General features: G+C 60.0%; 29 protein-coding genes and 1 pseudogene. 19 read left to right on the top strand and 11 right to left on the bottom strand.

Translation table 11 applies throughout. The annotated features are described in order from the left end of the window. Nucleotides 1-51: 51 nt before the first annotated feature. The gene (gene metE / locus AC06G5_RS11745) at nucleotides 52-2,340 is read right to left on the bottom strand and encodes a 5-methyltetrahydropteroyltriglutamate--homocysteine S-methyltransferase (RefSeq protein ID WP_480459510.1); all 2,289 of its coding nucleotides are present in this window, start codon (nucleotides 2,338-2,340) and stop codon (nucleotides 52-54) included. Between the two features lie 142 nt (nucleotides 2,341-2,482). Then, nucleotides 2,483-2,854 (bottom strand): nuclear transport factor 2 family protein, encoded by a 372-nt coding sequence (locus tag AC06G5_RS11740; RefSeq protein ID WP_413427620.1) that lies wholly within the window; start codon nucleotides 2,852-2,854, stop codon nucleotides 2,483-2,485. 124 nt (nucleotides 2,855-2,978) lie between these two features. Between AC06G5_RS11740 and AC06G5_RS11735 the strand changes: the two are divergent. The 6 genes and pseudogenes from AC06G5_RS11735 to AC06G5_RS11710 all read left to right on the top strand — a co-directional run. Next, nucleotides 2,979-3,173 (top strand): annotated as a pseudogene (locus AC06G5_RS11735) (hemin-degrading factor); the annotation flags it as partial. Nucleotides 3,174-3,316: 143 nt separating this feature from the next. Next, a complete protein-coding gene (locus AC06G5_RS11730; protein WP_413427634.1) occupies nucleotides 3,317-4,300 on the top strand; it encodes a FecCD family ABC transporter permease in 984 nt (327 codons plus the stop codon). Beyond that, nucleotides 4,300-5,067 carry a heme ABC transporter ATP-binding protein gene (locus tag AC06G5_RS11725; RefSeq protein WP_413427621.1) on the top strand — a complete coding sequence of 256 codons (768 nt, stop codon included), beginning with the start codon at nucleotides 4,300-4,302 and terminating at the stop codon, nucleotides 5,065-5,067. Before AC06G5_RS11730 ends, AC06G5_RS11725 begins: the two co-directional genes overlap by 1 nt. 52 nt (nucleotides 5,068-5,119) lie before the next feature. Then, on the top strand, nucleotides 5,120-6,007 hold the full coding sequence (locus tag AC06G5_RS11720) for a ChaN family lipoprotein (RefSeq protein WP_480459509.1): 888 nt from the start codon (nucleotides 5,120-5,122) through the stop codon (nucleotides 6,005-6,007). A gap of 189 nt (nucleotides 6,008-6,196) precedes the next feature. Continuing rightward, entirely contained in the window at nucleotides 6,197-6,802 is a 606-nt protein-coding gene (locus tag AC06G5_RS11715) for an SCO family protein (RefSeq protein ID WP_057398495.1), read from the top strand. A 1-nt stretch (nucleotide 6,803) separates the two neighbouring features. Next, nucleotides 6,804-7,313, top strand: a complete 510-nt coding sequence (locus AC06G5_RS11710; protein ID WP_413427623.1) for a copper chaperone PCu(A)C — start codon at nucleotides 6,804-6,806, stop codon at nucleotides 7,311-7,313. 868 nt (nucleotides 7,314-8,181) lie between these two features. On the opposite strand, the gene AC06G5_RS11705 is transcribed toward AC06G5_RS11710, so the two are convergent. Beyond that, entirely contained in the window at nucleotides 8,182-8,598 is a 417-nt protein-coding gene (locus tag AC06G5_RS11705; protein WP_413427624.1) for an organic hydroperoxide resistance protein, read from the bottom strand. 124 nt (nucleotides 8,599-8,722) lie between these two features. Then, entirely contained in the window at nucleotides 8,723-9,052 is a 330-nt protein-coding gene (locus AC06G5_RS11700) for a hypothetical protein (RefSeq protein ID WP_413427625.1), read from the bottom strand. Between the two features lie 182 nt (nucleotides 9,053-9,234). Here AC06G5_RS11700 and potE point away from each other — a divergent pair, with 182 nt between their 5' ends. From potE to AC06G5_RS11660, 8 genes are all read left to right on the top strand, one after another. After that, nucleotides 9,235-10,644 (top strand): putrescine-ornithine antiporter, encoded by a 1,410-nt coding sequence (gene potE / locus AC06G5_RS11695; RefSeq protein ID WP_413427626.1) that lies wholly within the window; start codon nucleotides 9,235-9,237, stop codon nucleotides 10,642-10,644. Further along, nucleotides 10,641-12,926, top strand: a complete 2,286-nt coding sequence (locus AC06G5_RS11690) for an Orn/Lys/Arg family decarboxylase (protein ID WP_413427627.1) — start codon at nucleotides 10,641-10,643, stop codon at nucleotides 12,924-12,926. Before potE ends, AC06G5_RS11690 begins: the two co-directional genes overlap by 4 nt. A 184-nt stretch (nucleotides 12,927-13,110) precedes the next feature. After that, entirely contained in the window at nucleotides 13,111-13,512 is a 402-nt protein-coding gene (locus tag AC06G5_RS11685; protein ID WP_413427628.1) for a hypothetical protein, read from the top strand. After that, nucleotides 13,512-14,051 carry an HD domain-containing protein gene (locus AC06G5_RS11680; RefSeq protein WP_413427629.1) on the top strand — a complete coding sequence of 180 codons (540 nt, stop codon included), beginning with the start codon at nucleotides 13,512-13,514 and terminating at the stop codon, nucleotides 14,049-14,051. The genes AC06G5_RS11685 and AC06G5_RS11680 overlap by 1 nt, the downstream gene beginning before the upstream one ends. Before the next feature lie 204 nt (nucleotides 14,052-14,255). Next, a complete protein-coding gene (locus tag AC06G5_RS11675) occupies nucleotides 14,256-14,534 on the top strand; it encodes a DUF3303 domain-containing protein (protein ID WP_413427630.1) in 279 nt (92 codons plus the stop codon). A 159-nt stretch (nucleotides 14,535-14,693) separates the two neighbouring features. After that, the gene (locus AC06G5_RS11670; protein WP_413427635.1) at nucleotides 14,694-14,828 is read left to right on the top strand and encodes a hypothetical protein; all 135 of its coding nucleotides are present in this window, start codon (nucleotides 14,694-14,696) and stop codon (nucleotides 14,826-14,828) included. 68 nt (nucleotides 14,829-14,896) lie between these two features. Further along, a complete protein-coding gene (locus AC06G5_RS11665) occupies nucleotides 14,897-16,165 on the top strand; it encodes an OmpP1/FadL family transporter (RefSeq protein WP_413427631.1) in 1,269 nt (422 codons plus the stop codon). A 50-nt stretch (nucleotides 16,166-16,215) separates the two neighbouring features. After that, nucleotides 16,216-16,890: a DUF3313 domain-containing protein gene (locus AC06G5_RS11660; RefSeq protein WP_413427632.1), complete on the top strand. Its 675-nt coding sequence runs from the start codon at nucleotides 16,216-16,218 to the stop codon at nucleotides 16,888-16,890. Between the two features lie 99 nt (nucleotides 16,891-16,989). On the opposite strand, the gene AC06G5_RS11655 is transcribed toward AC06G5_RS11660, so the two are convergent. Next, nucleotides 16,990-17,712, bottom strand: coding sequence for a tellurite resistance TerB family protein (locus AC06G5_RS11655; RefSeq protein ID WP_413705128.1), 723 nt, complete (start codon nucleotides 17,710-17,712; stop codon nucleotides 16,990-16,992). A gap of 259 nt (nucleotides 17,713-17,971) precedes the next feature. Between AC06G5_RS11655 and pcsA the strand changes: the two genes are divergently transcribed. Next, entirely contained in the window at nucleotides 17,972-18,694 is a 723-nt protein-coding gene (pcsA, locus tag AC06G5_RS11650) for a phosphatidylcholine synthase (protein WP_413428501.1), read from the top strand. A gap of 2 nt (nucleotides 18,695-18,696) precedes the next feature. Beyond that, nucleotides 18,697-19,083, top strand: a complete 387-nt coding sequence (locus AC06G5_RS11645; protein ID WP_413428500.1) for a DUF488 domain-containing protein — start codon at nucleotides 18,697-18,699, stop codon at nucleotides 19,081-19,083. Nucleotides 19,084-19,443: 360 nt separating this feature from the next. On the opposite strand, the gene AC06G5_RS11640 is transcribed toward AC06G5_RS11645, so the two are convergent. The 4 genes from AC06G5_RS11640 to AC06G5_RS11625 all read right to left on the bottom strand — a co-directional run bounded on the left by AC06G5_RS11640 (nucleotide 19,444) and on the right by AC06G5_RS11625 (nucleotide 22,017). Then, on the bottom strand, nucleotides 19,444-19,722 hold the full coding sequence (locus tag AC06G5_RS11640) for a hypothetical protein (protein WP_413428499.1): 279 nt from the start codon (nucleotides 19,720-19,722) through the stop codon (nucleotides 19,444-19,446). Between the two features lie 276 nt (nucleotides 19,723-19,998). After that, nucleotides 19,999-20,373 carry a hypothetical protein gene (locus tag AC06G5_RS11635; RefSeq protein WP_413428498.1) on the bottom strand — a complete coding sequence of 125 codons (375 nt, stop codon included), beginning with the start codon at nucleotides 20,371-20,373 and terminating at the stop codon, nucleotides 19,999-20,001. A 37-nt stretch (nucleotides 20,374-20,410) separates the two neighbouring features. Continuing rightward, nucleotides 20,411-21,523, bottom strand: a complete 1,113-nt coding sequence (locus AC06G5_RS11630) for a polymorphic toxin type 44 domain-containing protein (RefSeq protein ID WP_480459506.1) — start codon at nucleotides 21,521-21,523, stop codon at nucleotides 20,411-20,413. After that, nucleotides 21,523-22,017: a hypothetical protein gene (locus AC06G5_RS11625; RefSeq protein WP_480459504.1), complete on the bottom strand. Its 495-nt coding sequence runs from the start codon at nucleotides 22,015-22,017 to the stop codon at nucleotides 21,523-21,525. Before AC06G5_RS11625 ends, AC06G5_RS11630 begins: the two co-directional genes overlap by 1 nt. 586 nt (nucleotides 22,018-22,603) lie before the next feature. Between AC06G5_RS11625 and AC06G5_RS11620 the strand changes: the two genes are divergently transcribed. Further along, nucleotides 22,604-22,966: a DUF6124 family protein gene (locus AC06G5_RS11620; RefSeq protein WP_413428495.1), complete on the top strand. Its 363-nt coding sequence runs from the start codon at nucleotides 22,604-22,606 to the stop codon at nucleotides 22,964-22,966. Between the two features lie 192 nt (nucleotides 22,967-23,158). Here the strand turns inward: AC06G5_RS11620 and AC06G5_RS11615 are convergent, their stop codons facing one another. Both AC06G5_RS11615 and AC06G5_RS11610 read right to left on the bottom strand, forming a co-directional pair. Then, a complete protein-coding gene (locus AC06G5_RS11615; protein WP_413428494.1) occupies nucleotides 23,159-23,971 on the bottom strand; it encodes a class I SAM-dependent methyltransferase in 813 nt (270 codons plus the stop codon). A gap of 44 nt (nucleotides 23,972-24,015) precedes the next feature. Further along, the gene (locus tag AC06G5_RS11610) at nucleotides 24,016-24,285 is read right to left on the bottom strand and encodes a DUF4242 domain-containing protein (RefSeq protein WP_218484132.1); all 270 of its coding nucleotides are present in this window, start codon (nucleotides 24,283-24,285) and stop codon (nucleotides 24,016-24,018) included. Between the two features lie 180 nt (nucleotides 24,286-24,465). Here AC06G5_RS11610 and AC06G5_RS11605 point away from each other — a divergent pair, with 180 nt between their 5' ends. Both AC06G5_RS11605 and AC06G5_RS11600 read left to right on the top strand, forming a co-directional pair. Beyond that, nucleotides 24,466-25,443 (top strand): AraC family transcriptional regulator, encoded by a 978-nt coding sequence (locus AC06G5_RS11605; RefSeq protein WP_413428493.1) that lies wholly within the window; start codon nucleotides 24,466-24,468, stop codon nucleotides 25,441-25,443. 76 nt (nucleotides 25,444-25,519) lie between these two features. Continuing rightward, a complete protein-coding gene (locus AC06G5_RS11600; RefSeq protein ID WP_413428492.1) occupies nucleotides 25,520-25,981 on the top strand; it encodes a GNAT family N-acetyltransferase in 462 nt (153 codons plus the stop codon). Nucleotides 25,982-25,998 lie beyond the last annotated feature (17 nt).

Below are 25,998 nucleotides of genomic sequence, written 5' to 3'. Positions count from 1 at the left end.
TAGAAACCGGAGCACTGTGAAGTACTCCGGCCTGCTCATGCTGCTAAAGCGTCAGGCCCATTCTTTACGCAGTTGACGCGCCGCATTGACCATATGCACCAGCGCCGCTTCGGTTTCCGCCCAGCCGCGGGTTTTCAGGCCACAGTCCGGGTTGACCCACAGGCGGTCGGCGGGAATGCGTTTGGCTGCCTTGCGCAGCAGGTTGGCCATTTCCGAGGAGTCCGGTACCCGTGGCGAATGGATGTCGTACACGCCCGGGCCGATTTCGTTGGGGTAAGCGAAGGCTTCGAACGCATCCAGCAGTTCCATGTCCGAGCGTGAGGTTTCGATGGTGATCACGTCGGCATCCATGGCGGCGATGAACTCGATCACATCGTTGAACTCGCTGTAGCACATGTGGGTGTGGATCTGGGTTTCGTCACGCACCCCCGAGGCGCACAGGCGGAACACTTCGGTGGCCCAGTCCAGGTAGTGCTGCCACTGCGCCTGGCGCAACGGCAAGCCTTCGCGGAACGCGGCTTCGTCGATCTGCACGATCTTGATGCCGGCGGCTTCCAGGTCCACCACTTCGTCGCGAATGGCCAGGGCCAGCTGGCGGGCCTGCACTTCGCGGCTCACGTCTTCACGCGGGAACGACCACATCAGCATGGTCACGGGACCGGTCAGCATGCCTTTCATCACTTTGTCGGTGAGGCCTTGGGCATAGCGGATCCACTCCACAGTCATGGCTTTCGGACGGCTCAGGTCGCCGAAGATCACCGCTGGTTTCACGCAGCGCGAACCGTAGCTCTGGACCCAGCCGAAACGGGTGAACACGTAGCCGTCGAGTTGCTCGGCGAAGTATTCGACCATGTCGTTGCGCTCGGCCTCACCGTGCACCAGTACGTCCAGGCCCAGGTTTTCCTGCACTTGCACGGCGTGACGGATCTCGCTGTGCATCGCTTCGGTGTATTCGGCCTCGGTCAGCTTGCCTTGCTTGAACGACTGGCGAGCCAGACGGATCGACGCGGTTTGCGGGAACGAACCGATGGTGGTGGTCGGGAACAGTGGCAGGTTCAGGCCGGCGCGCTGTTTCTCGATACGTCGGGCAAACGGCGAGTGCCGCTGGCTGTCCCTGGCGGTGATGGCGGCAACACGCGCCTGCACGGCTGGCTTGTGAATGCGTGGCGATGCCGCACGGCTGGCCTGCACGGCACGGCTTTGAGTCAGCGCTTCAAGCACCTTCTGCGCTTCCGGCTCGTTGACTGCCTGGGCCAGCAGCGCGACTTCTTCACACTTCTGCACGGCAAACGCCAGCCAGCTTTTCAGTTCGCTATCGAGCTGGTCTTCACGCCCCAGGTCGACCGGGCTGTGCAGCAGCGAGCAGGATGGCGCGACCCACAGCCGATCACCCAGACGCTCGTTTGCGTGCTGCAAGGTGGCCAAAGCGTTTTCCAGGTCGCAGCGCCAGACATTACGGCCGTTGACCACGCCCAGCGACAGCACTTTGTAGGCTGGCAGGCGATCGAGGATGGTCGGGAACTGCTCGGGGGCGCGCACCAGATCGATGTGCAGACCGTCCACCGGCAGGTTGGCGGCCAGGCCCAGGTTTTCTTCCAGACCACCGAAGTAAGTGGCAATCAGTTTCTTCAGCGGGTCGCGCTGAATCAGGTTGTAGGCACGCTCAAAGGCGTTTTTCCAGGCTTGCGGCAGGTCGAGAACCAGGATCGGCTCGTCGATTTGTACCCATTCAACGCCTTGTGCCGCCAGGCGCTGGAAGATCTGGCCGTACAGCGGCAGCAGGCGATCGAGCAGTTCGAGCTTGTCGAACTCGACGCCCTTGGCCTTGCCCAGCCACAGGTAAGTCAGCGGGCCGATGATGACGGGTTTGACGTTGTGTCCCAGCGCACGGGCTTCCTCGACTTCCTCGAACAACTGGTCCCAACCGAGCTGAAACTGCTGATCGGCGCTGAATTCAGGGACGAGGTAGTGATAGTTGGTGTCGAACCACTTGGTCATTTCCTGGGCGTGCGCGCCGCCGCAGCAGCTGTCGCTTACGCCACGAGCCATGCCGAACAGGGTTTGCAGGCTGGCCTTGCCGTCGTGCGGGCGGAAACGCTCCGGGATCACCCCGAACATCAGCGAGTGGGTCAGGACCTGGTCGTACCAGGCGAAGTCGCCGACCGGCAACAGTTCGACCCCGGCCTTTTTCTGCAAGTCCCAATGGGTCTTGCGCAAGTCGCGGCCAACGGCACGCAGACCGGCTTCGTCCAATTCACCTTTCCAGAACGCCTCTTGGGCTTTTTTCAGTTCGCGGTCGCGGCCAATGCGCGGAAATCCAAGGGAATGGGCCAATGCCATGACGAAAAACTCCATGTGGTTAATGGCGTCATTGTCGGCAATCGAGCCTTAGTGAGACAAACTCATTTAAATCGTGATGATCACGAGATTATTTCATGAGGATAGACGTAAGCCTTTGCGTCGAATGTGTCGCAACCAGGCACTACTCCTCGTAGTAGTAGAGCTTGTTAATGATCACCCATCGCCCGTCCACCTTCAGCAACGACAGGTAATCGGTAAACCGTATCCCGGCGAAATCATCGATGACCTTGACTGCGGCGGCATCGCCGGTGACATCAAGATTGATCACCTGCCAAAACGGCTGCGTCCCGGCACGCGCCGGGATTTCGGCCTTGATGGCCACGACAAATTCATCCAGGGATGCCCATTCAAGCACCTTTTGGAAGTGACCGATGATGCGACAGTCTGGATGAAAGGCCTGCCGCAGCAACGCTTCATCGGCAAAGACCATACCTTCCACGTAATGGCGAACCACCTGGTTGATCTGTTCGGTATCTATCGATTGAGTAGTCATGTTTTAACCTCTGGTTTGCATGTCCGCGCACCGCTCGCGCAGGTTGACCGACAGTCTCCCCAAGGCTGATCAAGCTGAAAGTCTAGGCACCGCCAGTTCAATTGCGCGGCTTTACGACCGGAGGCACTGCAAAACCACTGGCGTGACCGAACTGTGGCGTGTGCGCAAGCCGAGCGTCGATGGCATCATCACCCGCTACGAAGGTTTCGATGCCGAAGGCGAACTGGTCATCCAGTTGTTCGACGTGCGCAAACCGGGCATCCCTGAGCGTGGCGACTGGCGTGCCCTGGCTGAAACCGCCACCGCTCTGATCGGCTAAGGAATAGTCCCGATGCGTATCAAAACACTTCTGGCCTGTGCCACGGCGCTCTACCCGGACGCCAAAGCGCAGACCGTCGGGCTCAGCCAATGACGGCCATTTTCCGGCCGCGTCCGACGTTGATCTTTTTGCTGCTGTTGCTGGTGCTGGTGTTCTGGTTGTCCCTGGCCCTCGGGCCGGTCAGCCTGCCGCTGAGCGATACCTTGCTGGCCGGGATGCGCCTGCTCGGGTTGCCACTCGACGGTGGTGACACGCAGCAAGCGCAGCTGATCCTCGGTCAGATTCGTCTGCCGCGCAGCCTGCTCGGCATCGCCGTGGGTTCGGTACTGGCGTTGTCCGGCGTGGCGATGCAGGGGTTGTTCCGCAACCCCTTGGCGGACCCGGGTCTGGTCGGCGTTTCCGGTGGCGCGGCACTCGGTGCCGCCCTTGCCATCGTCGGCGGCAGCCTGCTCGGTGGCGTGCCACCGGCCATCGAGCCTTATCTGCTGTCGGTCAGTGCCTTCGCCGGTGGCCTGATCGTCACGGCGGTGGTGTATCGCTTCGGCCGCCGGGACGGGCAAACCGACGTGGCGACCATGCTGTTGGCGGGTGTGGCGATGACGGCCATGGCGGGTGCCGGCGTGGGGCTGTTCACCTACCTGGCCGATGACGCAACGTTGCGCACCCTGACGTTCTGGAACCTGGGCAGCCTCAACGGTGCCAGCTACCCGCGCCTGTGGCCGTTGCTGATCGTCACCGTGGGCGTGGCGTTGTGGTTGCCACGTCGGGCGGCGGCACTCAATGCAATGCTGCTGGGTGAGTCGGAGGCCCGTCACCTGGGTTTCGACATCGAGCGGATCAAGCTTGAGCTGGTGCTGTGCACGGCGCTCGGCGTCGGCGCGGCAGTCGCGGCGGCCGGCCTGATCGGTTTCATCGGCCTGGTGGTGCCGCATCTGATGCGCCTGCTGGTCGGCCCGGATCACCGGGTGTTGTTGCCCGCATCGTTGCTGGCCGGCGCGAGCCTGCTGTTGCTGGCCGATCTGGCCGCGCGCCTGCTGTTGGCGCCGGCTGAATTGCCCATCGGCATCGTGACGGCACTGATCGGGGCTCCGTTCTTTCTTTATCTGCTGGTACGAGGGCGTTCCTGATGCTGCGGGCAAACAACTTGCTGGTTCGCCGTGGCAACCGCACGGTACTGGCGAACATCGATATCCAATTGCGCCCCGGTGAAGTGCTCGGCGTGCTGGGACCCAATGGCGCCGGCAAAAGCACCCTGCTCGCTGCTTTATGCGGCGAACTGGCGAGCAGCGAAGGCACGGTCAGCCTCGACGAACGTCAACTCGCCGACTGGCCGGGTCAGGAACGGGCCAAACGCCTGGCCGTGCTGCCGCAGAGCTCGAGCCTGAACTTTGCGTTCTCGGTCAATGAGGTCGTCGGCATGGGTCGCTTGCCTCACGCCAGCGGCCGCGTGCGCGATGCCGAAATCGTCGCCGAGGCGCTCAAGGCTGCCGATGCGCTTCATCTGGCCGGACGCAGCTACCTGGCCCTGTCCGGCGGTGAACGCCAGCGCGTGCATCTGGCGCGGGTGCTCGCGCAACTCTGGCCGGGGGCCGAAGGACAGACCCTGCTGCTCGATGAACCGACGTCAATGCTCGATCCACTGCACCAACACACCATTTTGCAAGCCGTGCGCGACTTCGCCGAGCGCGGGGCAGCCGTACTGGTGATCCTGCACGACCTCAATCTGGCCGCACGTTACTGCGATCAACTACTGTTGTTGCAACAAGGCCTGCCCCACGCCTACGGCCCACCGGCAGACGTGTTGACTGCCGAGGCACTGGCGGCGGTGTATGGGCTGGAGGTGCTGATTCATCAGCATCCGGAACGCGGCCACCCTTTGATCATCGCGCGCTGATATCGCCCCCTCCTCTGTCATCGAGGGGGCACCTGCCCAATAAGGAAAACCGATGCGCTTTCTGTTGCTCTGTGCATTCAGCCTGCTGGCTGCCTGCCAAACCACCCATCAGGTCACACCGCCCCCGGCGCCCATTGCTCCGCAAGGCCGTGATCACGCTGACCAGGGAGTCATCCGCGAACTGGCGACCGGTCGCACGTTGACGCCCCGGGAACTGGTCGAACGCCTGGCCGTTGCACCGCGTGTCCTGGTCGGTGAACAGCACGACAACCCGGACCACCACGCCCTGCAATTGTGGCTGCTGCGCGAACTGGCGGCACAACGCCCTCAGGGCAGTCTGCTGATGGAAATGCTCAACCCCGATCAACAGGCCAGGGTCGATGCCGCGCAAGCCGCGGCCCGCGCCGGCCAGCCACCGGCCGATGCGTTCGAGGCGCTGGCCTGGCAGGCCAATTGGGACTGGAGTGTTTATGGCGCCCTCGTCACCTACGCGCTGCGACAACCGTATCCGCTGCTGGCGGCGAACCTGGACCGCGCGCAGATCATGCAGATCTACAAACAGCGCCCGGTACTCACCGGTGAAGCGTCCACCACCCAACAGGTGCAGACGACCTTGCTGGACGACATCCGCCAATCCCATTGCGGCCTGCTGCCCGAAGCACAGATGCCGGCCATGCTCGCCGTGCAGCAACAGCGCGACCGGCGCATGGCCGAGCGCCTGATGGCCGCGCCGGCGCCAGCGTTGCTGCTGGCCGGTGCCTTCCACGTGCGCAAGGACCTGGGGGTGCCACTGCACCTGAAAGACCTCGGTGCCGGTGCAGACAATGCGGTGCTGATCCTGGCCGAAGCGGGCAAGACCGTGACTGGCGAGAGCGCGGACTATGTCTGGTACACCGCGGCGCAACCGGAACAGGATCACTGCGCGCAGCTGCGTCGTTAAGCTCGCCCCAAGGGGGCGGCTGGTCCTGCCCCCTCGCTCCGGCGCGACACTATGTCACGCCTCTGCGTCGGTCCAATGGTCGTATCCCCCCCTCCGGCACCGGCACAGTTTGTTAACATCCCCGGGATTTTTTCGTCTGTACAGTCATCACGCTGTCATTTCAGCCTGTTCAACAGGATGCTTTCCTTCATGAGTACCTTGTATACCCGCCGAACCGTCCTGCAAGGCATGGGCCTGTTGAGCCTGGGCCTGCTCGCCGGTTGCGACGACAGCAGCAAGCTGTCGTTCAAGTACGGAAAAGACCTCAGCGACAAGATCATGGGGCGTAACTTCAAGCTCAAGAACGCCGAGGGCGAAACCCGGATGCTGGGCAGCTATCGCGGCCTGATGCCGATGGTGTTCTTCGGTTTCACCCAGTGCCCGGCCGTATGCCCCACCACCCTGGCCCGTGCGGCCCAGGCCAAGAAATTGATGGGTCGCGATGGCGAAAGGCTGCAGGTGATCTTCATCACCCTGGACCCTGAGCGCGACACGCCAGAGATGCTCGACAAGTACGTCAAGGCTTTCGACCCGAGTTTCGAAGCGCTGTACGGCACCCTGGAAGAAACCGCCGCCACCGCCAAGGAATTCGGCGTGTTCTTTGAAAAAGTGCCGAGCGGCGACACCTATACCCTCTCCCATACCGCGACCAGTTATGTCTTCGACTCCCGGGGCACTCTGCGCCTGGGACTGTCCACGTCCCTGACGGCCAAAGAGTGTGCAGAAGACCTGCTCACCGTGATGGAGGTTTGCTGAAATGAATGCCCCGCAGGCTAAAAACCGTTTCGTGCAACGTTGCAAGCAACTGGCGCTGGGCTTGTCCCTGGTCGGCCTGGCCTTTCAGGTGTCGGCACAAACCCGGGTCGAAGACGCCTGGGTCCGTGCCACCGTAGCCGGCCAGCCGTCGAGTGGCGCCTTCATGACCGTCACCGCGAGCGGCGACAGCAAGTTGCTGAGCGTGCAAACGCCGGTTGCCAAACTTGTGCAGATTCATGAAATGAGCATGAAAGACGACCTGATGAAAATGCAGCAGGTTCAGTCTGTCGCGCTGCCGGCTGGTGAGGCGGTGAGCTTCGATCCCCACGGCTACCACATCATGCTCATGAACCTGACGGCCCAGATCAAGGAAGGCGACAAGGTGCCGCTGACCCTGACCGTGGAAGACGCCAGGGGCGAGAAAGAGTCGATTCAGGTTGAAGCCGTTGCCAAGGCGATCGGCACCATGGATCACAGCACGATGACGCATGATCACAGCAAGATGAATTGATTGCTCCGCCAGCTAACACACAGAACCTGTAGGAGCGAGCCTGCTCGCGAAAAACGCCGGGACACCGCGGGGATTCAGACAGCCCGCGTCATCGTTGACGTCCATCGCGAGCAGGCTCGCTCCTACAGGGCCGAGCGTTAGCTCGCCTGCCGCTCTTGATCTTGATCCACCCGCCCCTGACGTTCGGCCTCTCGAGGGGGCAAGAAGATCAAAAGCCAAAGCGAGGCGGCCTGCTGGCCAGCCTGATCGCAATTGAACGCGTTCCCCTGTAGGAGCGAGCTTGCTCGCGAAAAACGCCAGGACACCGCGGGGATTCAGACCGCCCGCGTCATCGTTGACGACCATCGCGAGCAAGCTCGCTCCTACAGAAGAGAGAAGAGCAGAGCAAAAGCAGGTCGGCATACCCCCACGCTTTTCACCATTCAACAGGCCGAGCGTTAGCTCGCCTGCCGCTCTTGATCTTGATCCACCCGCCCCCTCGGCAGGCTGAGCGGAGGTGTTCATCCGGGGTATGGCGCGCAGCGCCGTTCGACGCAGTCGAACCCATTGCATGCAGGTCGCGCGCAGCCGACCGGAGGGCAATGCCCCCGGATGGACACCGGAGCGAAGGAACCCCGAGCCTTGGCGAGGGGCCGGACGTTCGGGGCGAGCGTTTTTTTGCTTACTTTTTTTAGGCGCTTGTAAAAAAAGTGAGTCGCCATCAGGGCGAAACCCTAAGTCGCCGTTACCGCAGCAACGGAAATGTACACCGTCAACAAGAGACAGGCTGACGGAAACACCGCCTTCGCGAGCAGGTCGGATCGGGGCAGCAAGCACTTCAGGCCTTGGCGACAACCCATGTCGTTCGCCAAGGCCTTTTCATGTCAACTCAAACCAGCTTGAGCACGACGTTGATGTTGTTGCGCGTGGCTTTCGAGTACGGGCAGTACTGGTGCCCAGTCTCGACGATTTTCTGCGCGGTTTCACGATCCAGCCCCGGCAGGCTGACGTTAAGCCGCGCCTGCAACAGATAGCCGCCTTCGTTGGTGCCCAGGTCGACTTCGGCATCGACGGCCACATCCTTGGGCAGCGCCACTTTCATTTCCCTGGCCGCCACTTGCATCGCACCGATAAAACAGGCTGACCAGCCGGCAGAGAACAGTTGCTCCGGATTGGTTCCGCCGCCGCCCGCGCCCGGGGACGAAAGCTTCACATCGAGGATTCCGTCGGAGCTGCGGGAGGCGCCGTCACGCCCGCCGGTGGTGTGGGTTTTGGCGGTGTACAACACTTTATCGATCTGGTTCATGGTGACCTCCTGATTGAGTTGTAAGAAACCGGTTTTAACACCCCATCCGGTCGCTGGGATGGTCAATCAATATAGACGTCACAGGCCCATACCGTGGTCGATCCGACCGACGTTCGCTTCTTTTCTACTTACGCGCCAATTTGTACCTGACGCAGTCTTCATAAAAACTCTGCCGTACAGCAGTCGGTTTCAATCGCGACGAACTGTCATAAGTTTGCTCGGTAATGCCAAGTGCCATCATGCGCATCCATGTTTTGGCAAACTTGTAGGCCTGGATTTTTTGCCGTGCGGCGTACAGAGAAACGCCTGAAAGCTTGAGTTCCTGTGCCCTTGCAGCCGTGCCCGCGCCCCAACTGCACATGTACTGATCATTGGTGGCCAGTTCTTTGGCGTGAGCCGAATTGGCTGTACCCGCAACAACTAGCGGGATTAATGCGATCCATATCTTGCGCATCTTGACCTATTTAACTGGCTGAAAATGAACTAATTTTGCGGAGGATTTTTAAACTTGGGGGCCAGCATCCTGCCTTTTTTGCGATTTAGTGCAAAAACGAAATGAGTGACGCCATTTCTTGCGAGTTTTCAATCCTTTGCTATAGCTAAGACTCTCAATCGCCAACTAAGTGAGGCAACGGAATGTCAGTCGCAAAGAAAATGAGTGTGGGGCAACTGACAATGTTGACTGCCGTCAACATGTTGGGCTCCGGCATTGTGCTGCTACCGACGAAACTCGCGGAAGTCGGTGCAATTTCGATTCTTTCCTGGCTGGTGACGGCCACCGGCTCCCTCGCTCTGGCCTACGCCTTTGCGCGATGCGGGATGCTCAGCCGCAAGACCGGCGGCATGGGCGGCTATGCCGAATACACGTTTGGTAAAGCTGGCAACTACATCACCAACTACACCTACGGCCTCTCACTGTTGATTGCCAACGTGGCGATCAGTATTACTGCGGTTGGTTATATCCAGGTGTTGTTCGGGATAAAGCTTGATTCCCTGCAAGTAGGCCTGGCGACCATCGCCTTGTTATGGATCACCACCTTCGCCAACTTTGGCGGCGCCAGAATTACCGGCCGGATCGGCGCGGTGACGGTCTGGGGTGTGATTGCACCGGTGGTGCTGGTATCCACGGTTGGCTGGTTCTGGTTCGACAGCAGCGTCTACGCCGCCGGCTGGAACCCCCACGACAAGAGCTGGTTCGAAGCGGCAGGTGCCTCGGTGGCGATCACCCTGTGGGCCTTCCTCGGCCTGGAATCGGCTTGCGCCAACACCGACGCGGTGGAAAACCCCGAGCGCAACGTACCGATTGCCGTGCTGGGCGGCACCCTGGGTGCTGCGGTGATCTATATCGTCTCCACCAACGTCATCTTCGGTATCGTCGGCAACGAAGAACTGGTCGCGTCCACCGCACCTTTCGGCCTGGTGTTCGCCAAGATGTTCACCCCGATGGTCGGCGACATCGTGATGGCGGCAATGGTGCTCGCCTGTATCGGCTCGCTGCTGGGTTGGCAGTTCACCATCGCCCAGGTGTACAAAAGCTCGGCTGACACCGGTTACTTCCTGTCGATCTTCGCCAAGGCCAACAAGGCGGGAACGCCGATTGTCGGCATGATGGTACTGCTCACCGCACAGACCGCGCTGGCGCTGCTCACCATCAGTCCCGACCTGAGCAAGCAGTTCGACACCCTGGTCAACCTTGCAGTGGTCACCAACCTGGTGCCTTACATCCTGTCCATGGCCGCGCTGATGACCATGCAGAAAGTCTCCAACGTGCCGGAAGGCAAGGCACTGGCAACCAACGTCATCGCCCTGGTCGCGGCAGCCTACAGCTATCTGGCGCTGTACAGCTCCGGTGAGCAGGCGCTGATGCTGGGCGGCGTGGCCACCATCTTTGGCTACACCCTGTTCGGCTTCGTCAACAACCGCCTGATCCGCCTTGAAGCTCTCAACAACAGCGTACCGACGCAAACCGTCAGCGCGCAGCACCTCACTGCCGAGCCAGTGCCGGTGAACAATCTGAATAAAGCCATTCTGGAGGTTCAATCATGACGGAATATAAACACTCGCTCGGAATGCTGGCACTACTGGTCAGCAGTCCGCCGGACAAGCGAACGGTGTTCGGCCGCGCCCTGGATCAACTGGTCCACGACGTGGAGGGACGTGGCGTCAGTGTCCTGGCCTCGGAAAGCCTCAGTGATGCCGCCTCGATCCTGCGTTCGGACCCTGCCGTTCAATGCGTGCTCATCCGATGGGAAATGGACGCGAGCGAAGGCCACGCCGACTGCATCAAACTGCTGGTCAAGCTGCGCGAGCGCAACACACGCGTGCCGGTGTTCCTGATCAGCGACCGCACCACCGCGTCGAGCATTCCGCTGCTGGTCATGCAACACGCCGACGACTTCATCTGGCTGCCCGAAGACACTTCACGCTTCCTCAGCGGGCGCATCCTGGCCGCTATCGAACGTTACCGTCAGGCCGCCCTGCCGCCGATGTTCGGCGCGCTGGTGAAGTTCGCCCGCACCTATGAATACTCCTGGCACACCCCCGGCCATGCCGGCGGTACGGCGTTTCTCAAGAGCACTGCCGGGCGTGCCTTCTACGAGTTCTTCGGCGAGAACCTGCTGCGTTCCGACCTGTCGATCTCCGTCGGCGAACTGGGCTCCCTGCTCGATCACAGCGGCCCCATCGGCCAGGGCGAACGCTATGCCGCCAAGGTCTTCGGCGCGCACCGCACGTACTATGTGACCAACGGTTCGTCGATGTCCAACCGCGTCATCCTCATGGCCAGCGTCACGCGCAACCAGATCGCCCTGTGCGACCGCAATTGCCACAAGTCCGCAGAACATGCGATGACCCTGTCCGGGGCGATTCCGACCTACCTGGTGCCGACCCGCAACCGCTATGGCATCATCGGCCCGATCCTGCCGCAGACCCTGAGCGCCGAAGGCGTGAAAGCCGCCATCGCCAACAACCCGCTGGTCAAGACAGGCATCGACCCGACGCCGGTGCACGCCATTGTCACCAACTCCACTTACGACGGCCTGACCTACAACGTCACCCGCGTCGAAGAGCTGCTGGGCGAAAGCGTTGACCGCCTGCACTTCGACGAAGCCTGGTACGGTTATGCGCGCTTCAACCCGCTGTACAGCGGGCGCCATGCCATGCACGGCGACCCGGGCGATCACGACAAGTCCAAGCCGACCGTGTTCGCCACCCAGTCGACCCACAAGTTGCTGGCCGCCCTGTCCCAGGCCTCGATGATCCACGTACGCGACGGCCGTAACCCGATCGAACATGCGCGTTTCAACGAGTCGTACATGATGCACGCCTCGACCTCGCCGAACTACGCGATCATGGCGTCTTGCGACGTCAGCTCGGCGATGATGGAAGCACCGAGCGGGCAGATCCTCACCAGCGAATCGATCGAAGAGGCCATCAGCTTCCGCCAGGTGCTCTCGCGCATGCACAACGAGATGCTGAGCAAGGACAACTGGTTCTTCACCTGCTGGCAGCCACCGACCGTACAGGTGGGCGCAGCGACCGTGCCGTTCCATGAGGTCGACCCGGCTACGCTTAAAACCGATCCGAACTGCTGGGTCCTGCACCCGAACGCGGTATGGCACGGTTTCGGTGACATCGAAGATGGTTACTGCATGCTCGACCCGATCAAGGTCTCGGTGCTCAGTCCGGGCATGGGCGACGACGGCACCCTGCTCGCGTCCGGCATCCCCGCTTGCGTGGTCACGGCGTACCTGGGCCGCCAGGGGATCGTGGTCGAGAAAACCACCGACTTCACCATCCTGTTCCTGTTCTCGATCGGCATCACCAAAGGCAAGTGGGGCACGCTGCTCAACGCCCTGCTCGACTTCAAGCGTGATTACGACGACAACGCCGAACTCGAGCTGTGCCTGCCCGACCTGTACAACGCCCACCAACAACGCTATGCCGGCATGGGCCTGAAGGATCTGGCCGACGAAATCTTCGCCGCCATGAAGAAACACAAGACCACCGCCAACATGTCCCAGGCCTTCGGCACCCTGCCAAAAGCCGAATTCAGCCCGGTGGAGGCCTACGAAAAACTGGTGCGCAACGACATCGAACTGGTCACCCTCAACGAAGCTGCAGGGCGCCTGGCCGCCACCGGTATCGTGCCGTACCCGCCAGGCATCCCGCTGCTCATGCCGGGTGAGAACGCAGGGCCTGCGGACGGTCCGTTGCTGGCGTATCTCAAGGCACTGGAAGCCTTCGACAAATCCTTCCCGGGCTTCACTCATGATACCCACGGGATCGAAGTCGAAGACGGCGTTTACCGGATGCTGGTACTGAAGTAAGTCAGGCAGGTTCACCGCAACCCCTGTGGGAGCGGGCTTGCTCGCGAAGGCGTAGTGTCAGTCGACGCAAATGTCGATTGACAGGGCGCTTTCGCGAGCAAGCCCGCTCCCACATTTTTTTGGAGCGCCCTCACGCCAAAAACCCATGGGCAAATTCGATCACGGCGCTCTATGATTGAATCACATGAACGTCTCCACTCCGATTCGCCAACCCTGCCCGCCCGGTGCCTGCGACTGCGGGCGTGACCCGTTGCTGGAAACACCGGGGGCGGACCTGCGCATTCTGTTTCTGACCCGCAACGAAGAAAAACGCCTGATCGAACGCCTGGAGAACCTGCAGAGCCTGAGCGATCTCGAGCACGTGCAACGGCGCATGTTCGAACAGTTGGGGATCCGCGTGGACATCGCCCCCGGCTTCAATGAAGTGCGCACCATGCGCGGCATCGGTATCCAGATTGGCGAACTGCCGGGGCTGTGCCGCAAGACCCGCGCCAACATCCCCGCAGCCATTCGCCGCGCCATGGAAAAGCGCCCGGAGATTGCCTACGAGCTGCTCAATGCCAACGACCTGTTGCGTGACGCCTGATGAAGCCCATTCTCGAATTCCCTCGCACCGACGAGATCCTCACCTCGTTCGCCCTGGCCATCGGTGCCGACCTGCAGGGCTACCGCAACCACATTTACCGGGTGCTGAATTTCCATAGTGCCCTCAGCGGTGCCGAAGGCTTGCCCTCGGATGCCGTACAGATCGCGGCGGCGTTTCACGACCTGGGTATCTGGACCGATGACACCCTGGACTACCTGCCGCCATCCATTGCCCTGGCCACCGAGTACCTCGACCACCAACAACGACCGGAACTGAAGGATGAAGTCCGTGCGTTGATACTTGAGCATCACAAGGTGCGCCGGTATCGCGGCGCTTGTGCCGACAGCGTCGAATTCTTCCGCCAGGCCGATCTGGTGGATGTGTCCCTGGGCCTGGTCCGTTTCGGCTTGCCCCGAAGCTTCATCAAGACCATACAGTCGATCTTTCCCGACCATGGTTTTCACTCGATGCTGATAAAGCGTTCAGCCCGACAATTCATCCGCTCGCCGCTGCGGCCGCTGCCCATGTTTCGCTGGTGAAACACGCATCCGTTACCCCCTCGAACAGCCACCTGAACAGGATCAGCGGTCGTACATGAATCGCGGGGCGCTGCTATGCCTTCCATGGGAGATTCCGCCGCAAACCAGCCAGCACGGATCTGCAAACCCAAGCGCGGCCACGGCCCCGGCGCCAGCCAGGTTCGCGCATGAAAACCGGTGCCAATCCGTAACAGGAGGTGGCCAATGTTATTCATCGTCAGTTGGACAATCAGCCCGGACAACCGTGATGCCGCAATCGCACGTTTTCTCAAGACCGGTGGTGCGCCGCCCGAAGGCGTCACCATGCACGGACGCTGGCACGCCGTAGGGAGCTCGGCCGGCTTCGGCATTGCCGAGGCGAGCGATCTGGTGCCGATTCAAAAATGGGTGCTGGAGTGGAACGACCTGATGAGCATGGACGTGCATGCCGCATTGACCGATCAGCAAATCGCACCATTGCTGGCCGCCACTGCCGGTCGGTAATGGCGATTGAGGCGGCGAGTTCCGCTCGCCGCCCCGATTTGGCCGGTGTCTTTGACGGAGCACTCTTTCGGTTAGATGCACTTGAATCAACGCTTTCTGACTACTCATTACTGGATATTTCTCATTTCAAACCTACGCTCAAGGTTCACTTGGACGGCAATGATCACGGGAAAAAGTCCGTCGAACCGGCATGAAATCTTCTACTTTGGAGAGAGTGCCCTGGGCGCGATCCGTATCGATGACTTCAAGTACCGCTTCATCGACCAGCCTGGTGGCTGGCCGGGTGCCAGGTAAACAGCCGAATCCAGGGTGGCCGGCACAGGTTACCCGTATTCGAAATGGACATTTGTCGAGGTAGATACGTGCCGACCAGAACACTTGCCCAGCCTGCTTGCGCGCTACTCGCCCTGTGCTGTCAACAGGCCTGGGCCGGCGGCATCATGCTGTACGAAATCGGCACCGATAACGCAGGCCTCGCCAACGCCGGTGCCGCCGCCCGAGCCCAGGGCCCCTCGACCATCGCCAGCAACCCGGCAGGCATGAGCTACCTGCCCGGCACGCAAATCACTGCCGGCTTGCAGGTCCTGTACGGCGATTTGAGCTTCGACCGCGACTCCGGCACCAACGTCCCGGGCAGCGGCAGCGGCAATGCCCTCGATCCGATTCCCGGTGGCAGCTTCTTCATCAGCCATGAACTGGACGAGCACTGGAGCGTCGGTTTCGGCCAGTACGGCGACTTCGGGCTGGCGGTCAATTACGACAACGACTGGTCGGGCCGCTATTTCGCGCAGAACTCCAGCCTGCTCGGCTTGTCGCTGGTACCGAGCGTGGCTTATCGCTTCAACGAACAGTGGTCGGTCGGCCTGGGCATCAAGGCCATGTACGGCATGTTGAAGGCAGACACGGCTATCGACCGCTCCCCTTTCGGCTTCACCGACCGCTCTGACGGTCAATTCAAATACCGGGACAACACCTGGGGCTATGGCGCCAACGTCGGGGTGATCTACGCCCCGCAACCCGACACACGCATCGGCCTGACCTATACCAGCCAGGTCGACCTGGACTTCGAGGACCGGCTGGACGTCAAGGGCGACGGCCGCCTGCTCGAGCGCGTCAACAACACCGATACCGAACTCGACATGCAGGTGCCGCAGACCGTCACCCTGAGCCTGTTCCAGCAACTGGACCGACAATGGGCCTTGCTGGCCTCGGCCAACTGGCAGGACTGGTCCGGGTTCGGCGACATCGCCGTAGAGGTCGACACCACGGCATTGGGAGCGCAATCGAAAACCGTCGACGCCGGCTTCAAGGACACCTGGCATCTTTCCCTTGGCGCGCAATACCAGGCCACCGAGCAGTGGTTGTGGAACTTCGGCGTGGCCTACGACAGCAGTGCCGTCTCGGACAGCAATCGCAGCGTGGTCGTGCCGATGAGCGAATCCTGGCGCATTGCGACAGGAGCCACCTATGCTCTGAACGAGGACACCGATGTCAACGTCAGTTGGGCCATGGTCTGGCTCGGCGACATGCCGGTGGACCAGGCCAAATCCGTATCGGGCAATCGAGTTTCCGGTCAATTCGACAATGCCTGGATTCAAGCCTTGGCCGGGAACATGACCTGGCGATTCTGATGCACTGCAAACGAAAGAACGACGATTTCATCCAAGGAGTAAACACCACTATGAATCTGTCCCGAAAACTGCTGGTCGGCGCTGCGCTGGCAAGTCTGTTGCTAGGCGGTTGCACCTCGAAAGTGACTGAGAAAGCGCAATACTCAGGTTTCCTGTCCAACTACAACAACCTGCAGGAAGTCCAGACGCCGAGCGGTGGAACCGCGATGCGCTGGGTCAGCCCTTCGTGGAACCCGAACGCTTATGACACCGTGGTGTTCAACAAGCTGGAGCTGTACCCGGCGCCCAAACCCAATGAGCGGGTCAACCAGCAGACGCTGGCCGACATTCAGAACTACATGACCAGCAAGGCCAAGGCAACGCTGGGTCAGAAGTACCGTGTAGTGCCTAACTCCTCCGCTGCACCGGCGGGTTCCCGCCCCCTGATCATGCGTGCGGCGATCACCGGGGTGACCGCCGAAAACGAAGGCATGAAGTGGTATGAAGTGGTCCCCATCGCGGCCGCAGTCGGGGCAACGCAGGCAGCCACCGGTCACCGTGACCAGGAAACCATCCTGTTCATCGAAGCCGAGTTCATCGACGCAAAGAGCAACCAGACCGTGGCCAAAGTGGTGCGCAAGGTATTTGGCACTGCCCTGGAAAACGAGAGCCAGAAGGTTACCGCCAAGGACTTCAAGGCGGCGATCGACAAAATGGGTACCGACTTCCAGGCGTTCCTCAAGTAACACGCTCTTGTGGCGAGGGAGCAAGTTCCCTCGCCACATGGGGTTCCCCCCTGACCGTAGCCATCACTTTTTCATTCCGACCCGCCGAGATGCACCCCGTCAGGCAGTCCCCCTGGCCTGCTGCTCCAGATGCACTTGCAGTTCCGGCTCGATCTGCAACGCCGCAGCCAGTTCATCCAGATAGCTGCGCTCGGCGTCCTGCTGATCGTCCACCAGCATCACACTGGCCAGGTACATCTCCGAAGCCATGCCAGGGTCGGTGGCCGACTGCGCCACTTCACTGGCGTCCAGTGGCTTGGCAACTTCATCGTCCAGCCATTGCTGCAATTGCGGATCATCGGTATGACGCCCGATTTCAGTGCTGATCATCTGCTTCTCGGCGTCATCGATCCGGCCATCGGCCTTGGCCGCGGCAATCAACGCCCGCAGGATCGCATGGCTGTGTTCCTCGACTTGCGGGCCGGCCAGCAAGTCCACGGTCCGTGGCGCTTCTTGCGGCGCCGACGCCTGACTGCGCTGCCAGGCCTGGTACGCCTGGAACGCCATCATGCCGAGGGACGCCAGCGCCGCGTAGTTGGTACCGCCGCCGGACCGGCCTTGCGGCGCACCGCCCATCGGCGAACCGCCGCCAAGCAAACCACCGAGCAAACCGCCCAACCCTGCGCCACCGCCGCCAGCACCCGCGCCTGCGCCACCGCCCAACAACCCGCCGAGCAATCCACCGAGGTCGCCGAGCCCACCTTGGGCCGAGGTGCCGCCTTGTTGCGCCATCGAACCCTGGCCGGCGCGCAATAATTGTTCGAGCAGATCGCTGGTGTTCATGACGCTTGTCCTCTTGGCAAGGGGTTTATCCAGTCAGGCAACGATAGACCTCGCAGGCGAATGTACCAGCACCGTTGGGCCGACATGCCCGTGCTACCGCGGATTTGTCCGGGGTGTTTTTTTGCCGTGCAGCTAAGATTCATAGGTGGTGAACCTTATTCCCCAATACCCGGTCGATACCTGCAACCCGACCCGCTTTGCCAGCGCCCCCGTTCGCGGGGTGACAACCGGCTTGCTTCATTCACTGGAGAACGCCCCCGTGATCTCAACCCTGCACATCGCCAGACTCAAAGCATGGGGCGCCCATGGTTTCACTGCCACTGGCGTGGTCACCGCTTTCCTCGCCACCCTGTCGCTGCTGGACAACCAACCGACCCATTGCCTGCTGTGGCTGGGCGTCGCCCTGATCGTCGACGGACTGGACGGTGCGCTGGCGCGCAAGGTCAACGTGCAGACGGTGTTGCCGAGCTTCGATGGCTCGATCCTCGACCTGGTGATCGATTACCTGACGTATGTGTTTATCCCGGCACTGTTCATCTATCGTTACATCCCGTTGCCGGACTACACCTTGCTGCTGAGCGTGTCGGTGATTCTGGTGTCGTCGCTGTTCTGCTTCTGCAACGTCAACATGAAGAGCAAGGACAACTACTTCCAGGGCTTCCCCGCCGCCTGGAACGTGGTTGCCCTGTGCCTGTACATCATTGCCCCGTCGCCGTGGATCACCTTCATTACGGTCATTGGCCTGGCCCTGCTGACCGTGACCCGGATGAAATTCCTGCACCCGTTTCGGGTGCGCCGGTTCATGCCGATCAACATTGCGGTGACGGCGATCTGGCTGCTGTGCAGTCTGTCGCTGGTGCTCAACCATCCAGTGATCAACCCGTTGGTGATGGGGCTGTGGCTGCTGATGTCGGCGTATTTCCTGGGCATCTGCTTCTGGCGCACCGCGCTGGAGTGGTTCGACGAATCGCGGCTCAAGTAGCCATGCCGGTCCATATCGTTCAACTCGGATCACCCCGTCGCCCCGACGAAGGATTGCGCCTGGGCACGGTACGCCGCCCTCCCCGGGGCGTTCCGAAAGCCGAATTCGCCCGTCGGGATTTTTATGATGTCTGGCAACCGCTGCTGTCGCCCAGTACGGAGTTGGTGGCCGAGGCCAAGGCTGCGCAGGATGCCAAGGCCTGGGAGGTGTTCAGACGCAAGTTCAAGGCCGAGATGAACCAGCCCGCTGCCAGTCAGATGCTCGACCTGCTGGCCGCGCTGTCCCATCAGACTTCACTGGCCGTGGGCTGTTATTGCGAGGATGAAGCGCATTGTCACCGGTCGGTGTTGCGCGAGTTGCTGGTGGCACGTGGTGCCGAAGTGATTTAGATGCCATTGACCACCACACACCCCCTGTGGGAGCGGGCTTGCTCGCGAAAGCGGTGGAACAGCCCCAAACAAAAACGGCACCTTTCCGTGTCGTTTTTGCGTTTGGTGCTTCAATGACAACCTGAAAATTTGTCCATCGAGTTATCTGAGTTTGAGTAGCAAGTATGTAATGGCCATCCAAATCAGGGTAGCGATCGTCATCACCACGTTGATCATCAGAAGACGCTTCAGCTGAGGTGGGAAGTTTTCGAGATCGACAGGGTCCACATCACAGAGATGTAAATGCCTGTAGTTACGAACTTCATGTTGATATCGACCGCAATACTAAATGTGCAGTTGTTTTTCTGCCCGTTGAGTATTTCATGGGCGCGCCCAATCCGTGATGCATTGTTTTAGGCGATCCGAAACCGTGCCGCTGCCTTCACGGTGATCAATATCACCGTTGGCATCAAGGTAAATGTGCGTATTGGGCCACTTCGGGTTTATGTTGACGCAGTGAGGACGCACGTTTTTGCTCCACCAGGAAATCTCCATGAAGAAGTTCTCATCTGGAGACAAGAAGCCATGATCTTGCGTACTGCTGCCGGGCGGCATGCCACCTTTGTATATCCGATGTTGCACATTCCAGATGAAGCGCAATTCGTCTGCGCCATTCCTGGAGTAATGAACGGTTGCGCCGGGCAGCACAACAATTTACCAAAGGGCAACAAGCAGAAGCACCAGCAACGGCAGCCATATCGGTAATAACAGAATCAACAACCACCGCATGTAACGCCAACCAGATTTATGTGCAGACGTGGACACGGACTCCATCTCCTCAGTTTTCTTGCCTGCGACTAATTGTGGGAGCGAGCCTGCTCGCGAAGGCGATGGACTCGCAAAAAAGAAAACAGCACCTTTCGGTGCCGTTCGCGATTATGGTTTCACCAAATCCCATTGACACTCTTTCAACCTATCTACATCAATACCATTCCCTTTCTGCATATCAATGTTGCCGTCGGCGTCGAGGAAAATATGCATGTTGGGCCACTTCGGCGTGATGCTGATGCAGTGCCAACGCTCGTTCTCGACAGCCCAAGAAAATTCCATGAAGAATTCGGTATCAGGAAAGAGATATCCGTGGTCACTGGTGGAACCTCCGGGAGACATCCGTCCCCTGTATATCCGGTCTTGGACGTTCCATGTGTACCGCAATCCCCGCTCGGCATCCTTGGAATAATTGACGGTTGCGCTGGGTAGAACATAAATATTCCATAGGGCCATCAACTGCAGTACCAGCAACGGAAACAATGGAATCCATAGCCATCCTATGTACCGAAATCGTGGTTTATTTACAGACGTGGACACTGACTCCATCTCCCCAATTCTCTGGAGCTACCGCCAACACTTTATTCATGATCATCTGCGCTGTTATCCCGCCATTAGGGTGCTGATTGGCGAGCTTTATACCGATACTTATCGACACTCTATCAGCTACATCATCCCATGATCGCAATTGAGTCCAAGGGCTGGCGGTGGGACGAGGACCAGGGAGTTCTCTATCCTTTTTGGGGGTTGTTCGTAACTCTTCGACCTTGCGCAAGGTATCTGATGCAATTTGTTCGGCCCCTGCGCCGTCTAGCAGCAAGCTTTCGGAAAGCCCCCCTATGATTCCGACATAACCGTAGTGGATGTTCGACCAAATATCGTAGTAGTAGAGGTACTTCCCTTGCTTGTGCCGGACTCCGGGGAATAGTTCACGAAGCTTCGGCTTGTGATCCCACTCCATATTTTGACCCACTTGTTTAGTCCAGATCGCCATCGCCTCAAGCTTCTTAGCCAACGCGATAGCGTTGAAATTCGGTGGCCCAGCCAGTCTGGCATACCACGGTAATTCCAGAAATTTCCTGGCAGCCGCGCTACTGTCGTAGCTGATCAGCTCTTTCATTTGCAACACAGCCGGATGTTGGATGTTTCGATTCATCTCTCCAGCGATGTAGGCGGCAAGCTCTTCCATTTGATCTGGATGGTCACAACCTCCGGCTGCACCGAGGTCGCCGAGTGGTGAGGGGGCTTTCCCTGCAAGATTCGGATCAGCCGGATTGAATTTTGTCGTCTCAGCTCTATCGGAATGAATTGCTGGCTGAACAGCGGCCCCTGTAGCACTCCGCACGGGGCTTGGCTCATTTTTATAGCTGGCCGTAAACACCGAGGGAATCAGTTGGGCCTTGCAGGGACAATTACTGCGACTATCAAGCGTCCCCGCCATAGCTCTACCATGGCTGGTCTTGTGCGAAATGCCCCCCACAATCCGATAAGTCTTGCTGTCCTTGCCACAGGTGACCCGATCACCTTCGCACGCATGGGCGACGCCAAACATCATGACCCGAGTGTCACCATCCAGCACTTTGCCGCCGCAGGTGGTCTTGTCATGCAGGCCGATGAAATATCCTTTCTCCATTAGTTCTGTACTCCCTCTATGGAGGGCAGAAAATCCTCTCCCATGGGCACGCCTTCACGCGCCACGTACATGCAAATGCCTTGGGATGTATTGATGATCTCGTCGCCATTGCACAGACGACTACCGACCAGCGCCAGATGGCTATTCTCTTCGCCTGCTGTGGTTACGATCTGCGCCGTCCTGCCATCGGCATACACGACGAAATCGCCTTTCTGCGCTCCACGTACTTTTTGACCGCTGTCCAATATGAACTCAAGGGGCGACGTCGCTTGCTGGATCACCCCGCCGTTACGGGTCTGACTGCCCTCGGATGCGACTCGGTAAATAGCGCGAGGTGGATGTGTTTCAACGTAAGCACGCTGCCGATCAATGATCGCCCGGGCCTCCTCGTCAAATTGCGCAAGTTGCTCCTCGGTGAAAGGCGAGTTGTCCAGACTGCGGAGAATTTCAGGAGAGACTTCGTTGGTATACAAGGTGTACAGGGGGGCATTCATTTACAACGTCCTTATTGGCATCGATTGGTGTTGCCTTCCCTCTCGTCTCGGCAGAAGCGCTGAGCAGTGAGAATCTTGGGCGACGACGAATAAGACGGTGGAACATATGCTGAACGCAATCCAATGGCGTAGCCAAATGAACGAATAGGAAGTTTCTCAAAAGCAAACAACCAATTTCCTACAGCGGTAGTTAAAAAAGTTAATTTTTCGCGCAGTGGAAGCCCACTCAAAGAAAATTAAACGTACCCGTTTAATTGCTTGGGAAATTACTTCCTGAAAGCTACACCACCTTGCGCCGTTGCCTACCGGTGCGACAGAATCCGCCGGCTTGTGCGTCGTGGGCTTGGGTTCTATCGTTTGCCGGTCATTGAAAAATCAGTGATCGGGCTTGGTAGGCCCGAAGCATCGACGCATAGCGTCACCTTTACTGCCCAGTGTCTGGGCGGTGTTTTTATGGTGACCATGCGCAGGGCTCCTTCGGGGGCGCCGGTTCCGATGCCCGGTCTACCAACCTTCGTATGGTCGCCACCCTTCGTTTGGTAGCGGGGCGGTGATGGCTCCTTTTAATAGCGTCGGAGTTCCATCTATGTTCAAGGTCACACCCAATCCGCCGAAGACCGATCCACCATCCCCGTACGAAAACGCCGATTCAAAAAAACCTCACGTAGACGCCGAACAGACCCTCGACTATCACCTGAAGCCAGACGTCCCCATCATGGACAATCCGCGCTCAGTCGGCACGATGTTCTTCGTCAACCCAGAGCTCGATACAGAAACCCTGCTGGCCCATGCATGCGAATCGCTGGCTTCGGCCAATGTCATGACCATGGACTTGGCGGATCATATGGAAGGCCCCAGGCGCAACTCCCTACTCGGCATTGCGCAAGTCATCATGCTGGGCGAGCTGGCGGTGAACCGCGCGCTGGACCAACTTGACCCACCTGAATAACCGCCGCTGCCTTTGACCGACTCGCTTGACCTGATTTTCTGATCTCCGTTTACAGGAACAGGCGAAAAAAAACGGCACCTTCGGGCGCCGTTTTTGCATTTGGGTTTAACATCAAAAGATCGCAGACTTGGGTTATCAGGGATGACCTCTTCGCGAGCAAGCTCGCTCCTACAAGGGGTTATGCATGGCCACTCAACGCCGCGTAATCACCACCTCCAGGTATTCACTCGGCACCACCAGCGACTTGTCACCCGCCCGGTTCATCCGGTTGATCAGCTCGGTCAGGTCCTTCTCCAGGGCCTTGGCGCCGTCGGCGGGCAGCGCGGCGAAGGCCTTGTGCATCGGCCCGTACCAGTCGCGGAAGGTGTCGATGAAATGCACCGCCGAGCGATAGCGGAAATTAAACGTGCGGCGCGTCACCTGGAGCAGAAATTCGCGCTCGTCAAAATGCTCGTGCAGCCAGGCTTCGGTGCCCCAGCGCGAGGGTGGATTCGCTCCCGGCGGGGGTGGCAGGTGTTGGCCCAGGGTCTTGAACATCTGGCCGACGAAGCCTTCCGGCGTCCAGTTGGCCAGACCGATCCGCCCACCCGGGCGACAGACTCGCGCCAGCTCCGCGGCGGCTTTGGGCTGGTCCGGCGTGAACATCACGCCGAAGGTCGACAGTACGGCGTCGTAACTCGCATCCGCAAAAGGCAAGGCTTCGGCATCGGCGACCTGGAAGGCGACGTTCAGGCGTTCTGCCCGGGCCCGCTCTTCGCCGCGTTCGAGCAAGGCAGCGACATAGTCGGTGGACGTCACCTGGCAGCCACGACGCGCCGCAGCGAGGGTCGCATTGCCGTTGCCGGCGGCAACGTCGAGCACGCGCTCATCACACAACAGGTCGCAGGCTTCGGCCAGTTGCTCGCCGACAATTTGCAGGGTGGTGCCGATCACGGCGTAGTCGCCGCTGGCCCAGGAGGCCATCTGGCGGTTTTTCAAGGCAGTCAGATCAATGGGTGTACTCATGGAGACGGTCTCTGGGTTGAAACACGAATCGGGCCTGACCGCGGTTACTCCGCCGTCGTCGGATCGATGATGTTCATGACCTGGGAAATGCGGTTGGCGGGAAAACCACTGATTCTGGCGTGCTCCTGGATCTGCGCCTCGCTCGGCGAGATATACACGCAGTAGAGCTTGTCACCGGTGACATAACTCTGCAGCCACTGCACCTCCGGCAGCTCACGCAAAGCCTGGCAAGACTTTAGCGAAGCGGCTTTCAAATCCCTTTCCGACAGAGCTCCGGCGCCCTGGATCTCACGTTCAATCACGAACTTCGGCATGGCAACCTCTCTTTTCTTGTTGTGGGTGGCAGGGCCGGTACAGACCCTGTGAACCAACTATCGTCCTGACGGACGCTCGCGTCCTGTCCGATCGTCGCCCAAGCCTGCCCGATCGTCCGGAGATTCCACGTTGCACGCCGAGGCGCTCACAATCAGAACTCCTTCCACGGGAAATCCCCAATGGACGCCCTGTCACAGACCCTGCGAGTCGTGCACCTGGTCGGCGCGATCTTCATCAACGCCCGGTTCACCGCGCCCTGGTGCTACCAGTCGCCCAGTGCCGACACGGCGGCGCCGTTTCTGGAGCCCGATGCGGAACGGGTGGTGATCTTTCACCTGATCACCGAGGGCGAGTGCTACGTCGAACTGGGCGATGACCCGCCGCTGCTGCTGAGCGCGGGCGACGTGGTGATCTTCCCCCAGGGCGATGCCCATCGCATGTGCTCCCGACCGGGATTGCCCCCGGCCACGGGTGCGCGACTGGATGCGGTGCTGGCGCGCCGGCCCCGGCAGTTGAGTTATGGCGGCGGTGGCGCGGTCACCCGCCTGGTGTGCGGCTACCTGGCGTGCGACACGCGGCTGGCGGGCATGTTGCTCAAGGGATTGCCGGCCGCGGTGCGGGTCAATGTGCGCGGTTCGAGTGCCGGTGTCTGGCTGGAGTCCTCCGTGCGTTATGCCCTCGCCGAAGCCCGTTCGCCCCGCCCCGGCGGCGAAGGGGTATTGGCCAAACTCGCCGAAGTGCTGTTCATCGAAGTGCTGCGCCTGTACATGAATGAACAAGGCGAAGGCCGCACCGGCTGGCTGGCCGGCGTACGTGACCGCATCGTCGGCGCCGCCCTCAACGCCTTGCACAAAAAACCCTGTCACGCCTGGACGCTGGACGAACTGGCGCGCACCGCCAGCACCTCAAGATCGGTATTGGCCGAACGCTTCCAGCAACTGGTGGGGATGTCACCGATGCAGTACCTGACGCAATGGCGCATGTTGCTCGCCGCCAATCTGTTACGCAGCAGCAACAGCTCATTGACGCGGATCGCCGAAGAAGTCGGCTACCAGACCGATACCGCCTTCAGCCGGGCTTTCCGTCGCGAGTTTGGAGCACCGCCGGCGGCATGGCGACGCGGTCAGGCGGCCTCGAATCAGTTGAACGGTCGCTGAGCCAGGGGAGGCGACAGCACCGTTCGGGCCCGCTACTCTCGCTACCCAGCGACTGACCTTTGAAAGGACTCACAACATGGCACTCCGCCTGGACTGGCTTGCTCGACATATGCAACACAGCAACACATTCGCTTCGTGGATCCACCAGCAGTTCCACTACGAATACGCCGCACAGCCCCTGCCCGACTGGCAACGGGAATTCGCCGAAGGCCAGGACAATGGCGACTGGAAATGCCTGATCGCCCTCGACCACGACGAGCTATTGGGCGGCGCAGCACTGGCCAGGGCCGACCTGGCCCATCGCCCGGATCTGGGGCCGTGGCTCGCTTGCGTATTCATCACCCCCGAGGCACGCGGCAAGGGCCTGGCAGAGCGCTTGATCGAAGGTATTTGCGCGCAAGCCAAAGCCGGCGGCGAGAAGAGGATCTACCTGCACACCCAAGACCAGAGCGCTTATTACGCCAAGCGCGGCTGGGTGTTGCTGGAGCATTTTCAGGCGTGGGAAAAAGATCAACGGCTCATGGCGCGAGACCTGTGAGCCATTGATCGAGCGGA

Source organism: Pseudomonas sp. WT-JTC (assembly GCF_056711565.1).
Note: the sequence above shows the minus strand (reverse complement) of the source record. Positions and strands in the feature narration are given on the sequence as shown.